This window comes from Streptomyces sp. 2A115 (genome assembly GCF_052245575.1).
In the GTDB taxonomy this organism is placed as follows: domain Bacteria; phylum Actinomycetota; class Actinomycetes; order Streptomycetales; family Streptomycetaceae; genus Streptomyces.
The window spans coordinates 76015-89422 of the sequence record NZ_JBQQCG010000038.1; the positions used below are offsets into that span (position 1 = coordinate 76015).

Below are 13408 nucleotides of genomic sequence, written 5' to 3' on the forward strand. Positions count from 1 at the left end.
CACACCGGTTCGAACTGAGGTGCACGGCTACGTACGTAGCCATTGAAGTAGCCATGTTGCTCAGGGCAAGCCAGTGATGACTCAGGTGCCTGGGCCTGCGACTTGGGGCCTCTGCTGGACTATCCGGAGGGCTTGCTGCACCAGTCGAGGTGGTGCCGACGCCTGGCGAGCTTGTACCTCTTCAATAGCCCCGCTCGGCTATACAGCTATTCGCGGCTGAGGCCGGCGGCCCGGTCGCGCCATCTGACGTCGCAGTAAGGGAGGTAGCGCCAAACGTGCCGAGCCACGTGAAAGCGGGGCTGCGGCTGTTGATCAGCCTCAGCCCCGCTGAGTTTTCCTTCTCGCCGCTACACCTACGAGGGGCAGCGGTTGGGCGGTCACGCCGCGTCGCGCATGGGCGATGGCTCGGGCCGTGAGGTCAGACTGGCGGCGAAGGCTCCATGAGTGTCGGCGTGGTCCTTCAAAAGGTGGCTGTACGTACTGCGCAGCATCTCGACTGAGTCGCCTACCCATGCGGCCACGGTGTGCTCGGGGATTCCGTTCTGGAGGCACGTGGAGATGAAGGTGTGCCGGAGGTCATGGAAGGTTGGAAGGTTCCCCTTCTCATCCTTGATCCCTAGCTTCCGCAGCGTGGGCTTCCACAGACATTCGTTGAAGTGGTTCTTGCAGAGGAGGGTGTTGTGTGGCCCCCAGAAGAGGGCCTGTACGGAGCCACGCTGGCAGTCATCGATCTTCTGCTTGTGCTGCCACAGGACGTTTTGTGCGGCCCGCGGAGGGTGGCGGTTCATGTGTTCGTTGAGGGCTTCTTGGAGATGCGGGGGGATCGGAACGTCTTTCGTGGTGAGGCGCGGGCTCGTCTTGAGTCGGTCTATGAGAGTGGGCTTGTGACGAGTCTCCTTGGTCTTGAGCACTTGGCGGTGAACGGTGAGCAGCCTTCTGTCTGTGTCGATCACGTCCGTGCACACGGCTAGCGCCTCTGCTTGCCGTACGCCGCAGGCGAAGCCGAGCATCGGGATGGGACGGTAAGGCTCGGGAAACTCGTCATAGATTGCCCAGCACTCGTCTGGGGTGAAGACGTACGACTCCGTCGCGCTTACGTAGGGTCCGGGGACCTCGTAGGTGGGGTTGGCGGCGATCCTTCCGTTCTGGAGGGCGTCTCTGATAATCATCTTGAAGACCTTCCAGTGGCCTTCGGCCGTGCGGTTGGCGAGGTTCTTGTTGGCCTCCATCTCCTGGACCCAGACCTCTACTTGGGCCCGCTTGATGGTCCGCAGGCGCTTGCTTCCCCAGCGAGGGTTGAGGTGTAGGCGAATAGACACCTCATAGTTCACGACGGTGCCTTCCTTCGCGCGGCGCCTGCTGAGCCAGTCGGCAGCCCACTCTTTGAAGGTCAGGGATGCTTCGGCGGGCTCCGGAGCTACGCCGCTAGCCATGTTGTCCAGAACGGCTTGCGCCTGAGCTTGGGTTATGCCAACTGACTCGGGGATAGTGGCTCGTGTGCGGTTACCCTCGGCGTTCGTGAGGTTGTAGGACCAGCTATGGCCGCAGCCGCCCTTCTTGGGGCGGTTCTGGTCGGAGCAGTCGCACCGCTTGTAGACAGTGGGCTTGCGTGCCACGGGATACCTCTCGAGATTTCAGTGGGTTCGCGGGTGACTCCCTGGCCAGGGGAGTTTGACTGTACGTAGGCGTAGCCATCGCTGGTCAAGTCGTCGCGTGAGGGGCCGTGCCGTCGGTGAGGCCCCTGTATGCGCAGCTATAACTCGCGTGCCAGCGCCTGAAGTTCATTCCGTGCGCGCGTCTAGCCATGCCTCGAAATCGCGCTCTCGTACGCGGAGAATTCGGTCGCTGATGCGCACGACGGGGATGTCCCAAGTTCTGTAGTTGTCGAGCACAGTGCGCTTTGGGACTTCCATTCGCTCGGCAATCGTCTCGAAACTCAGCAATGCATTTGAACCACCGCGAGGCATAGCCGTCCCTGTTCGTTCGTAGATGCCCCCGGGCGGACCGATCCGGCCGGATGGAGCCGGTTGCGTTCAGTCCGGCACCGGTAAGTACGCGGGTTGGCGAAATCTGTTACACCTCGAAGAAGCCCCCCGGCCTGCAGCACGGTTAGGTCGCTCTGGGGCGGCGGTATCGGTCGGGCTGGCCGAGTCAATGACAAGGCCGATGGCGGCAGTTGGGTGGTGGCGGTCGTCGGGCAGTGCACCGCGAGCGCGGCACGCTGATCGTGCCGTGCGGACGTCGGGTGGCAGATGGCACATGCCTGCGTCACGTGGCAGTGAAGGCGCGCGGCATCGCTGATCTGTTCGATGCGTTCCGTAAGGGATTGGTTATGCTGCCCGGGAGCCGCATCGGAACGTGATCGTCCATTGGTGGGGAGACCATGGAGGTTGCTCCGAGTGCGGCGCTGTAGCTGATGACCGCAGACCGGCTTGGGGGGATATCACGCCGTGACCGACATTTTGGAGGCTTTGGTCGCACGCGCCGTAGCAGGCGGAGACGACGGGGCTGACGCCATGGCGGCGTTGTACGACGAGCTCAATGACACCGTGTACCACTGGGTGCGGTTCTACATCCGGGACGCGCACGTCGCAGAAGACCTGAGCCAAGAAGTGTGGCTGAAGGTCGCCCAGAACATCAGCAAGTACCGCTCGGGGACGAGCCTGTTGGCCTGGCTGCGCACGATCACGAAGCACACCGCGCTCGACTATCTACGCTCGGTGCAGCGGCGCCCCTCGGAAGTGCTGTACGCCGACCACCTTGAGCTCGACCGGCCGCGCTTCGACCAGAACCCGGAAGAGTACGCCGAACGGCGTGCACTGGCCCAAGCCGTTGCCACACAGCTGCAAAAATTGCGCAGTGAGCAGCGGCAGGTCCTGATCCTGCGATTCTTCGACGGGCTCACCCCGGGGCAGACTGCGCAGATCATGGGGAAGTCGGACGGCGCTGTCCGTACCCTCACGGTGCGAGCGCTGCGCAAGCTCGCTGCGGTCATGCCGACGGGCGAGTCGTCCTCGGAATTGGTCGAAGAGCTGCTGTCGGCGGCAGCGGGCAGACATAGAGTTGTCGGAACACGGGTTGATTCACGAGAGGCGAGGGCGCATGTCGCGACGCGCTGACCAGAGCGGGCGCTTGGAGGGGGCGCTGGAAGGCGGGCCCGTCCCTCACGATGAGGACACCCGCCAGATGCTGGCTGCCGCGGGTGCGCTGCAGCCCGGCCACCAGCGCAGCCCCTCGAGGGTGCGCGCCGCCCGAGAGGCGTTCCTCCGCGAGTACGCGCGTACCCAGAACCCGCAGGAGACGCGGGAGGACGCCGGATCAGGCGACGGCTTGGACGAGCCGGAGATCCATCGTGTGGAGATGGAACTGCCCGATGGTGGGCAGCTCGTTCTCACGGACATCGAAAACATCACCCCGGAGCGGGCCGAGAAGACGGCCAACCACATCGCTCGGATCCTGAACAGCAAGGAAAGAGACCGCCAGAGTTGAGCAGCGCAATATCTGGGGGCTCCGGCGGCTGGGGGCGGCCGTGACCGAGCCGCAGCCTCGCATCCGGATCCACATCCTCAATCCCAAGGACGAGGACGAGGCCGAGTTCACTGACCTGGGCCTCGTCGACGTTGGAGGCGAGCGCCTCCTGTTCCTGAAGCCGCAGAGCTTCAACTCGGCCGTACGACAAGTGCGTTCTGCACTGCCGGATCTGCCGTTAGAGCAGGTGGAGCGCTTGGTGCGTGAGTACCCGGAGTTCAAGGACTTCGAGGAGCTGCTGGGGACGGTCAAGCCAGCTCTGCCCCTGGACATCACCCCCACGCCCGAGCCTCTTCGGCCCGTGCGTTTGCGCGGCCGCGCGAAGCGGTGGGTCATCGCTGCTGCACTGGCGCCTGCACTCGCGGGGAGTTGGGCGCTGGGCTACGTCACCGCCGACAGCCCAGCAGGAACTACCGCGAGTGCACCGGACACAAGTCCGTCGCCGGGCTCCACTGTGCAGCCCGCGGCGAAGCCGTTCGTCGGCCCCGAGTTCATGGGCTTCTCCGATGCTGGGCAGATCGACTGCAAGCCGATCGCCAACCTCGAAGCGGAGTGTACGGACGCGGACGGCATGGTGATGTCGAGTAAGGCGGCCACCGGGCCGGACAGCACGATCTTCACCTTCTCGTACGGTTCGGAGCGCATAGGGCTGAGGATCTTCGGAGACGCAGACTATGCAGAGACGTGGGCACGGCAGGACGGTACGACCGAGCTGTACCCCAACCTCTCCCGTTCCGGCCGGTACGTGCTCTGGGGCACGGACAAGGAGCGGCTGTCGGAGTACACGGAATTGCTCCAGGCCGCGGAGGTAAACCCGTCGGTGGCCCCGAACATGATGGCCTCGTCGACGCCGCTCCCGCCTCGCTTGGCCGCGCTCACCCTCGGCACGTTGGGGCTGGACAAGCGGGACGTGGAGGCAATCCTGCACTCACCGCGTAGCGCGCCGGTCGATGAGCCCGTTCTCCTGGCCGCGCAAGCCGTGCTTGGTGTCCAAACCACCGTTCCGCGCTATACGGGCGGCGACGACATTGTGGCAATCGCCGCTGGCCTCGATCAGCCGCCCGTGGTGTCCCTGCCCGAGCACACCCCGCACATGGACCCCCCAGTGGTGCCCATCGAGGACCGGGACGCTCCTTCCGCACCGGCCGAGAGTACCGACGGGACCCAGCCGAATACGACGTCGCCGGCCTCTGCGGACCAGCCGGTCGCCGACGACCCCCCGACGCCGACACCTGATCCGATTGATTCAACAGAGCCGGAACAGACCACGCCCCCAGCGACGTCAACTCCCGAGCCTCCGACACTCCCGGCCCCCGATCCAGTCGAGGACCCGCCCGGCGTCCCGGGGCCCCCGGCTGCGGGGGAGACCCCGACCGACGAGGGCTCCGATCCGGGCGAGGAAACTCCGGCCGTCCCGGAGAGCCCGGCGCCGTCCGACGAGGGAACCGCCGCCCCAGTCGAGGAGACTCCGGACCCCGTGGATCTGCCCGCAGACACCGCCGAGGACCCGACCCCGACGGAATCCGCGGACCCGGTCACGGGACAGAGCGGGGACGACCTGCTGATCCTGGACTCGGCCTGGACGTTCGCGGCCGCCTGAACAAACAGAAGGGGCCCGGACAACAGTCCGGGCCCCTTCTGCGTGCACGGGTCAGAACGGCGGTTCGTCCCCGCGCGGCGCGGTCCATGGGTCGTCGGCTGTGGGACGGCCCTGCGCTGCAGCGGCGGGGCGCTGCGCGTTACCCCCGGTCTTGGTCACCTTCGCGGTGGCGTTACGCAGGCTGGCGCCGACCTCCTCGACGTCCAACTCGTAGACCGTGCGCTTGACGCCCTCGCGGTCCTCGTAGGAGCGCTGTTTGAGGCGCCCCTGAATGATGACGCGCATGCCCCGGGTCAGGGACTCGGCGACGTTCTCGGCCGCCTGTCGCCACACGGCGCAGGTCAGGAACAGGCTCTCGCCGTCCTTCCATTCGTTGGTCTGCCGGTCGAAGGTGCGGGGCGTGGAGGCGACGCGGAACTTGGCCACTGCGGCGCCGGAGGGGGTGAAGCGGAGTTCGGGGTCGTCGACCAGGTTCCCGACGACGGTGATGACGGTCTCGCCTGCCACAGACAGGGCCTTTCATGACGGAGCCGGCCCGCGCGGGTGCGGGCCGGCCGAGGGGTCAGGAGAACAGGATCGTCCAGGTCTTCGGGCCGGGGATGCCGTCGGCGTCGCCCGCGAGCTCCTGGTGTGCGCGCTGGAAGTCGCGCACGTTCAGGCGGTCCGCCTCCGACCACTTCGGGCCCGGACCCGAGGTGTAGTGCTTGCCATAGCCCTTCCGGACGAGCTGCTGCCCGAGCAGGGTGATGGACGTGTTGTTCTTGCCGGGGCCGAACTTGTCGACGCCGGGAAACGGCGGGGCGGGCTTCGCGGTGACCTTGCCGGGCAGGGTGCCCAGCAGCTCCTTGAGGGACATCTCGCCGGGGACGCCGTCCGCGTCCGCGCCGCTGTAGCCGAGGGACTCCTGGAAGTCCTGGTAGTTCTTGGTGTCGGCGTCCGTCCAGGTGGGGCCGGGGCCCGAGGTGTAGTGCTTGCCGAACCCCTTCCTCACCAGGGCCTGGCCGACCTTGGCGACATGGTCGCCCTTGGCGCCGTAGCCGTAGACCAGGCCGTTGATGGTGACCTGGGCGCGGGAGACCTCGGAGCTCGAGCCGCCGCCCGGGAGGGAGCCGCCCGGGTTCGGGGCGGGCGCGTAGTCGCCGGCGGGCATGCCCGCCTTCACCCAGGCGTACAGCTTGGTGCCGGGGCAGGCGGTCGCATACCCGTCGCGGTGACCCTTCTTGGCCAGGGTGCGGCCGGTCTTCTTGCACGCCTCCTCGTACAGCGCGCGGCACGCGGCCAGGGCCTTCGCGCTGGGCTGTTGGTCGCCGCCGATGGCGATCTGGACGCCGATGCCAGCCACGTTGTGGTCGGGGCAGTGGGCGCCCTGCAGGCCCCAGCCGCGGCCTTCGTAGATGTTGCCGGCCTGGTCGACGACGAAGTTGTAGCCGACGCCGCTCCAGCCGTTGCCCAGGTGCTCCGCCTCGATGGCGCGCATGATCGCGTAGCCGGTGCGGGTGATGTGCGCGCCGCCGTCGTAGTGCACGAAGAACTCGGTGCGCTTGCTCAGGGAGACGGACGCCGGGGTGCCGTTCCACGGCTTTGCGCCCCAGGTGGCGCGGGAAATGATCGTGGTCATGGGGGTGGTGCCCTCCGTTTCGGGTGATCAGTGGAGGGCACCGTGCAGGGCGTGGGTGGTTAACGTCGCGTGCTGCCCTGCGGCCTACTCGTCGAGGACCTCGGCGTCCACGACACTGCCGTCTCCGAGCTCCGGCGGGTACTCGACTGAGAACAGGCTGCGGTCCAGGCGCTCGGCGAGCGCGGACAGGTCGACGGCCTGGTCGTCCGGGCCGACCGCGATGTCGCCCAGGCCGGTGATCTCGACGGCGACGATCGCGTCCTTGCCGTAGTGCTCGCGGTGCTGCCGCTCGAGGTACCACGCATCGGCGCGCCAGTCGGGCGACGTGCGGTCTTCCACGGTCTCCTCGACGATCTCGCCCGTCACGGAGTCCCGGAACCGTCGGGTGGTGACCTTGGTGACGATGCCGCCGTCGGCGACCCGGCGGATGTTCATCATGGCGCGCGCGGCCGCCGTGGCGCGGGCCGTGCGGACCTTCTCGTACAGGGCCGCGTACTCCTCCTCGTCCGGGTTCGGCTTCTCGCCTGCCTCGCGGGCCTCGATCTCGGCGCGGCCGCGGGCCATCCACGCCAGGAAGCTCGAGCGGGAGACCCCGGCCATCTCGGCGGCCAGCTCGACAGCAACGCCCGTGCGCGACGCGCCGACGAGGCGCGCCTCGACTTCTTCGGAGAGCAGGCGTGGGCGACCGCTGTGGCCCTGTGGCCGGCGTGCCTTGCGTCGGGTGGACATGGTGTTCCTCGGAGAGCGGGTCAGCGGCTGGACTTGAACATGTGCCCGCAGGCCGGGCAGGTCGTGTGCGGGACGCGGCCTTCGTCGTCGGGACTGAGGTCGTCGCCGTGCTCTCCGTCGTCGGGCAGGTGCAGCAGGGGCGTCTCGTCCGTGCGGCCGCCGCCGGGCAGGGTCTCGGGGTCGACCTGGCCGAGCATCTTGTCGATCTCCTCGTGGGGGATGGCCAGGGAGTCGAACAGCTCCGCCTCGTTCGTGGCCAGATCCTCGAGGACCTCCGCGAGTTCGCGCGGATCCCATCCGCCCTCACCGGGGAGCCTGTTCAGCTTGATGGCCAGGGCCTCGGCTTCGGCGTCGTTCCTCGACGACCAGCCGCGCAGGACGGGGACGAGCCAGCCGCCGTCCTCGTCGATGACGATGCCGCTCGGCGCGCGCATGCCGCGGGACTGCATCTCGATCAGAGACTCACGGCGGCCGTGGCCGTGGAGGGTCTGCTGGGTGCGCTCGTCGACGACCGGGATCTCCACCAGGCCGTGCATGTCGATCGACGCGATGATGAGTTCGAGTTCGTGCCGCTTGGGGTTACGAGCCGCTGGTGTCAGGTCGGTGAGCGGCACGTAGGTGATGAAGCGTGGGGGCCTGGCGATCGTCTCGGTCACGGCTGGTGCGGTCCTCTCCCATGCGTTGGTGTCCGGCAGCGGGGGAGAGCTGCGAGCCCGCGGACTTCAACCGCGGCGCCCCGCCTCGCAAGCAGGGCGATGCCGTCATGGCCGACCCTCACCCGCCGCCGGGCCGGTTCCGCCCTCGTTCCGGATGGGGCGGAGCCGGAGCCCTGCCGCTTTCGGTGACGTCGCCGAATGCCGCAGAGCCGCAAGGAAGTTAGGGGGACGCACCGTTAACGTCGCGTCCTACCCAAGCGATTTGCCTGGGTGTACTATTCGGATCGGCTGGGAGAGCAACCCAGCTACCTGGGCCTAGGTGTAACAAGAATCGGCCGGCGACGTACCTCCATGCGACGTCCCGAGACACCCCGCCCGGGAGGACCAACACCCTGGGCCACGGCGTCCGGGGGCAGAGAGGAACACCCCGATGTCGAATGACGTCGCCGACGACGGCAACCAGGGCGAGGAGACCACTGGCCTCCCCTTGACGTCTCTCGCGCTGATCGGCGCGCTCGCCCGCGCTATGGAAGATCACCAGAGAGAAGTCATCAAGCCGCGGAAGGACGCCCCGCGCGACCCTCTCATCCAGGGGTTCGAGGCGACGAAGCAGCCGAGTCTCGTCGTGGAGATCGACGGCGAGGAGGTCGGCCACTACAAGGTCAACCTCACGAAGGACCGGTTCGAGATCGAGGACCAGGCCAAGTTTGACGAATACGCGGAAGACAAGGGCGAGATCGACATCGTCATCACGGCGAAGCCCGCGTTCGTGGACGCGGTCCTCGCCTACGCCCACCGGAACCCGGAGACGGGCACCATCTTCGACTCACGGACCGGCGAGGAAATCCCGGGGATCAAGTACGTGCCGGGCGGGAAGCCCACCGGTACCGTCACCTGGACCTGGAAGAAATTCAAGGGGCAGCCGATCGGCAAGGGCGTGCTCTTGGCAGCGTACAAGCGCGGTCGGCTCAACGAACTGCTGCGGGAGACACCGGAGTTGCTGCCCAAAGCGCAACCCGGCGCGAGCGAGTGACGACGGCCGCCCGGGTCCGGTCCCTGCGGCCGGACCCTTCTCCCCAGGGACCAAGACCATGACCACCACCGCGCCCGCCCACACCTCGAAGCTCTCCGACCGCGCGCACCGCGTTCTCTTCCAACTCGCCCTGCACCCCGACGGTGAGTGGGTCGACGTGACGTCCATCTACACCAGCCTCGGACTGAATTCCCATGAAGTGCGCAGCGCCCTCACTGAACTGCGCACCGCGGGCATGACGGAGAGGAAGCGGCGCATGGCCCTCAGCCGGACCACCAGCCGCCGGACGCACCGCACGTACTTCCGGCTGACCGACGACAACACCAGCGAGGCCGCTGAATGAGCCGCCTGCCCAGTCCCACGGCGGTCCGTCACAACCGGCGTCGCCCCTACTACGTTCACGTGGAGTCGACGACCGTCCGCAACACGCGCCTGAGCTACCGCGCGCTTGGGTTGCTGACCTACCTTCTTGATCAGAAAGAAGGGTGGCAGGTCCGGTCCGACCAACTCTCCAAGGGCGAAGGGCGCGAGGGACGTGAAGCGATACGGACCTCGCTGCGCCTGCTTGCCGCTGAGGGCCACTACCGCCTCGAGCGGCGCCGACTGCTCAACGGCAAGGTCGTCATGGGCACGGCGGTGTCTGAGTTTCCCGTGGACCAGTGGATCAAGGATCACGAGATATTCAGCACCCAGAAGGATCCAGCCGTCCCGGTGGTCGAGCAGGAGGACGGCACGTTCTTCGTCGAGTATCCCGACGGCAGCCGCGGCAGCGATGGGTTCGAGACGGACCCCTACAACGAGGAGCCCCCGGCCGACCAGGAGTTCGAGCCGGCGGAGAAGCCCGCGGTCGACGGCGAGGAGCCCGCGGCCGCGCCGCCGGAGAAGCCTGCCCGCACCCGTAAGCCCCGCAAGACCCCCGAGGAGAAGGCGGCCGAGGCGGAGGAGAAGGCGGCCGCCGCCGACGAGAAGGCCAAAGAGAAGGCCGCTCTCGACGAGGGGGCGACGGCAGGAGCGCAATGGTGGTGGGGCACCCCGGAGAAGGACGGGCAGCCAGCCAAGAAGGGCCGCGTCTACGAGCTGATCGACGAGGGGAAGATCCCACGGTTCGTCGGCAACAAGAGCCGCGCCTACCACGGTGTCAGGACCCTGGTCCGCAACGCCCTCATGGCGGGATACGACCGCGGCACGGTCGCTACCGCCCTCGAGACCACGAAGCGGGCGTTCCCAAGTCAGCAGCAGTTCGAGGACGCGTGCGCCGCGGCGGCAGGGGTCCACATCGACCGGCCCAGGTTCAACGGATCCCGCAGCGTGCCGTACAACGACGCGAACACCTGGGGCGACGACACGAATCCGTCGTCCACCACGCCCAGCAGCACCAACGACTCTGACGACGCCACCTTCGGCGTCCTCGTACGACCGTAAGGAGCGCCACGATGTCGGTCACCGCGGATACCCCGACGACCGCGCCGGGCCGCGGTATGAACGCGCTCGGCGATCTGAGCGCCCACCTCTTGACCGTGCTGAAGAACAACGGCGCGGATATGTCCCAACTCGGCGTGCCGCCCCAGCCGGAACCAGAAGACGGACTATGGGAGGACGTGGCCGTGCCGCAGGCCCGCGCACGACAGAACATGTGGCGCAACAGCATCATCGACGCCGCCCACGATGACTATCTGCCATTCCGCATCGATCACCTCGATGAGGCGCAGAAGCCGAGGACGCTGCAGCGTTGGCTCGACTCCCTGATCGAGGCCAAGAAGTTGGACGCCCGGCCGGAGACCCTGAACATGATCCTCCCGGGGAACATCGGCAGCGGGAAGACCGCTGCGGCGATCTCACTGGGGAACGAGGCCGCGGAGCGCGGGCTATGGACGCTGTTCGTGAAGCACGCAACGTACCTGACGTGGCGTCGCCCAGACTCGGCGCCGCACAACATGAAGGCCTGGGAGGTCCGGAAGAGATTCGTCGAGTGCGACCTGCTGGTCCTCGACGAGTTGTGCGGCGAAATGGACGTGACAGCCACCGAGTTCGCTCGGAAGGAGACCGTCGACCTGATCGACGCCCGGATCGCGGCCGGAAGACCCACGGCGTACACCACGAACCTGCGCAGCCGCAGGCAGCCGGGAAGCCAGGCAATGGGCGTCGTGGACATCCTGGGAGAGCGATTGCTGTCCCGGCTCGAGTCCTCGGCACACGTGGCGAAGATCGTCGGCCCGGACAGGCGGAAGCCGGCGCAGCCACTGGACTGGTGATCAGGGAGTCGAATATCCCTGCGTGTCCCGGTTGCTGAAGTGGCGTGAGTTGCCAACAGCGGCGCAAGAGGTGAAAGACGCTATATCGTTTAATCGACCCGGAAGGCTATGAGCATACGCCGACCGGGGAGACCCGAACGAGAGGAAAGGTGTCTTGAAACGTCTGTCCCCCGGCTCCGACACGGACGAGAAGCTGAAGGCTCTCGACGACTCAGGCGTACCGCCGCTCAGCCGTCGGGAGCGCTTCGGCGCCGGCCTGACCGCGCTGGGCGGGGCTGCCGTCGGAGGCCTCGGCTTCTACGCCTCGTTCGACGCCGTGTCCAAGGCGGCCGCGTCCTGGGGCTTCACCGACCCGTGGGTACTGCCCACCGCCATCGACTCGGCTATCCCCGTCTTCACCGGGGCGTACCTCTTTCTCATCCGTATGGACATGCCGCTGTGGTGGGCGCGGCTCGTTCCCTGGGCCCTGAGCCTGATCACCTGCGCGCTGAACGTCGCGTCCGGCAACTCCTTGTGGTCCAGGGTCTCCCACGGGGCCATGTCCCTGCTCTGGGTCGCGGTCTCTGAGATCGCCGCGCACATCTACGCCGTCCGTATAGGTGCGGCCACTGGGCGCGGTCGCCGGATGGAAAAGGTTCGGTGGGCACGCTGGATGCTCTCCCCGCTGCCCACGTTCCTGCTCTGGCGTCGCATGCAGTTGTGGGAGGAGAAGTCGTATGACTCGGCCCTTCTGCTCGAGCAGGAGCGAATCGTCTACCAGGCGCTGCTCCGCGGCCGGTTCGGGCGGGTGTGGCGCAGGAAGGCACCGGTGGCGTCGCTGCTGCCGCTGCAACTCGCCAACGCCGGCGTCCCGCTCGCCGAGACGGCCCCTGCTGGTCTGCTGGCGGCGGGCATCGAGCCAACGGGCATCTTCGCCCCGGCGCCTAAGCAGTCCGTGCTTCCGCCCCCGACGTTGACCGCCGTGCCCGCCTCGGTTACGCCCCCGACTTCGTCCGTTCTGCCAGCCGTCAAAAGGCCGCGCCGTATCACGCACACCGCGCCTCCGCAGGCGCAGGCCGGCATCCCACAGTGGAGTACCGAGGGTGAGCTGTACGAGATCATCAAGGACGTTATCGACAACGGGCGTCGGGAGGTGTTCAACGGGCCTCTGACTGGTAGGGCAATCGGGCTGGTTCTCGGTAAGTCCCAAGGGGAAGGCCGTAAGGTTCGCGGCCGGCTCATCGAGACCTACGCCGCCACGAAGGGCATCATCATCCCGGACAAGGCCACTCTCGACGACGTCTTCGTCCTGTTCAACCAGGCGCTGACGCCGGCCGGCCCGTAAGGCATCCTGCCTCTACCCGTACCGAAGTGGCGGGCTCCCTGCCTAGGGTGCCCGCCACCTGCATGATCGGACCTTTCCACATGACACCGGAGATCCTGGCCCGGATCGCCACCGCCCGTGCTGCCCGTGACCTGTCCGACCTCGCCCGGCTCCTGCTCGCGGACACAGCGACGGCCACCAGTTCGCCGCAGCGCATTGAGAAGGCCCGCCGCTTGCGACAGGTGGCCAACGAGGTCGTCGACCTGGTTGTGCTCGCCGAGGTCCTGGCGGGTGCGTCCTGGGATGAGATCACCGAAGCCCTCGGCCGACGGGACCCGGGCACCGTGGAGCGGGAGTTCGCCGAGGACGTCGCCGAGTGGAGCTCCAAGTCCGAAGAGGAACTGGAACGGGCGGCCGAGGGGTACCCCGCCCTTGACAAGTGGTACGGCCGTCACCGCGAGGACCAGGACCCGGAGCTCTCTACTCCTGTCGCGGATCTGCTGAACAGGCATTGAGCTACCCGACCAGGCGGGTAGAATAGTAAGCCGATGGCAATGGCGAGAGGTTAAGCCCTCTGCCGTTGCATCCTCCGCGGGAGAGCAACCCGGGGAACCACGAAGTGAGGGAACACCCAGATGCCTGGTACCACCACGCCTTTGCATGACCGCAGATCCCGGAAGCCGACTGGC

At 67.1% G+C, this 13408-nt stretch carries 14 protein-coding genes; 9 read left to right on the forward strand and 5 right to left on the reverse strand.

The genetic code is table 11. From position 1 onward, the window contains the following. Window positions 1-377: 377 nt before the first annotated feature. Window positions 378-1616: a tyrosine-type recombinase/integrase gene (locus ACTWQR_RS29370; RefSeq protein WP_443230208.1), complete on the reverse strand. Its 1239-nt coding sequence runs from the start codon at window positions 1614-1616 to the stop codon at window positions 378-380. An 834-nt stretch (window positions 1617-2450) separates the two neighbouring features. Here ACTWQR_RS29370 and ACTWQR_RS29375 point away from each other — a divergent pair. The 3 genes from ACTWQR_RS29375 to ACTWQR_RS29385 are packed head-to-tail and all read left to right on the forward strand — an operon-like array spanning window position 2451 to window position 5128. Further along, on the forward strand, window positions 2451-3119 hold the full coding sequence (locus ACTWQR_RS29375) for an RNA polymerase sigma factor (protein WP_443230209.1): 669 nt from the start codon (window positions 2451-2453) through the stop codon (window positions 3117-3119). Next, a complete protein-coding gene (locus tag ACTWQR_RS29380; RefSeq protein ID WP_443230210.1) occupies window positions 3103-3489 on the forward strand; it encodes a hypothetical protein in 387 nt (128 codons plus the stop codon). Before ACTWQR_RS29375 ends, ACTWQR_RS29380 begins: the two co-directional genes overlap by 17 nt. A 40-nt stretch (window positions 3490-3529) precedes the next feature. After that, window positions 3530-5128 carry a hypothetical protein gene (locus ACTWQR_RS29385; protein ID WP_443230211.1) on the forward strand — a complete coding sequence of 533 codons (1599 nt, stop codon included), beginning with the start codon at window positions 3530-3532 and terminating at the stop codon, window positions 5126-5128. Between the two features lie 51 nt (window positions 5129-5179). Here ACTWQR_RS29385 and ACTWQR_RS29390 read toward each other — a convergent pair whose 3' ends face one another. The 4 genes from ACTWQR_RS29390 to ACTWQR_RS29405 all read right to left on the reverse strand — a co-directional run bounded on the left by ACTWQR_RS29390 (window position 5180) and on the right by ACTWQR_RS29405 (window position 8131). Then, entirely contained in the window at window positions 5180-5635 is a 456-nt protein-coding gene (locus tag ACTWQR_RS29390; protein WP_443230212.1) for a single-stranded DNA-binding protein, read from the reverse strand. A 55-nt stretch (window positions 5636-5690) separates the two neighbouring features. Next, window positions 5691-6746 carry a peptidoglycan-binding protein gene (locus ACTWQR_RS29395; protein WP_443230213.1) on the reverse strand — a complete coding sequence of 352 codons (1056 nt, stop codon included), beginning with the start codon at window positions 6744-6746 and terminating at the stop codon, window positions 5691-5693. A gap of 84 nt (window positions 6747-6830) precedes the next feature. After that, on the reverse strand, window positions 6831-7475 hold the full coding sequence (locus ACTWQR_RS29400) for a hypothetical protein (protein ID WP_443230214.1): 645 nt from the start codon (window positions 7473-7475) through the stop codon (window positions 6831-6833). A gap of 20 nt (window positions 7476-7495) precedes the next feature. Further along, complete coding sequence (locus ACTWQR_RS29405) at window positions 7496-8131, reverse strand: ParB N-terminal domain-containing protein (protein ID WP_443230215.1); 636 nt, start codon at window positions 8129-8131, stop codon at window positions 7496-7498. 430 nt (window positions 8132-8561) lie between these two features. On the opposite strand from ACTWQR_RS29405, the gene ACTWQR_RS29410 reads away from it, so the two are divergent. From ACTWQR_RS29410 to ACTWQR_RS29435, 6 genes are all read left to right on the forward strand, one after another. Further along, on the forward strand, window positions 8562-9164 hold the full coding sequence (locus ACTWQR_RS29410; RefSeq protein ID WP_443230216.1) for a hypothetical protein: 603 nt from the start codon (window positions 8562-8564) through the stop codon (window positions 9162-9164). Window positions 9165-9222: 58 nt separating this feature from the next. Further along, complete coding sequence (locus ACTWQR_RS29415) at window positions 9223-9507, forward strand: hypothetical protein (protein WP_443230217.1); 285 nt, start codon at window positions 9223-9225, stop codon at window positions 9505-9507. A 59-nt stretch (window positions 9508-9566) separates the two neighbouring features. Beyond that, window positions 9567-10586 (forward strand): hypothetical protein, encoded by a 1020-nt coding sequence (locus ACTWQR_RS29420; RefSeq protein ID WP_443230218.1) that lies wholly within the window; start codon window positions 9567-9569, stop codon window positions 10584-10586. Between the two features lie 11 nt (window positions 10587-10597). Further along, on the forward strand, window positions 10598-11416 hold the full coding sequence (locus ACTWQR_RS29425; RefSeq protein WP_443230219.1) for an ATP-binding protein: 819 nt from the start codon (window positions 10598-10600) through the stop codon (window positions 11414-11416). 154 nt (window positions 11417-11570) lie between these two features. Further along, a complete protein-coding gene (locus tag ACTWQR_RS29430) occupies window positions 11571-12740 on the forward strand; it encodes a DUF2637 domain-containing protein (protein ID WP_443230220.1) in 1170 nt (389 codons plus the stop codon). 62 nt (window positions 12741-12802) lie between these two features. After that, complete coding sequence (locus tag ACTWQR_RS29435) at window positions 12803-13234, forward strand: hypothetical protein (protein ID WP_443230221.1); 432 nt, start codon at window positions 12803-12805, stop codon at window positions 13232-13234. Window positions 13235-13408: the final 174 nt, after the last annotated feature.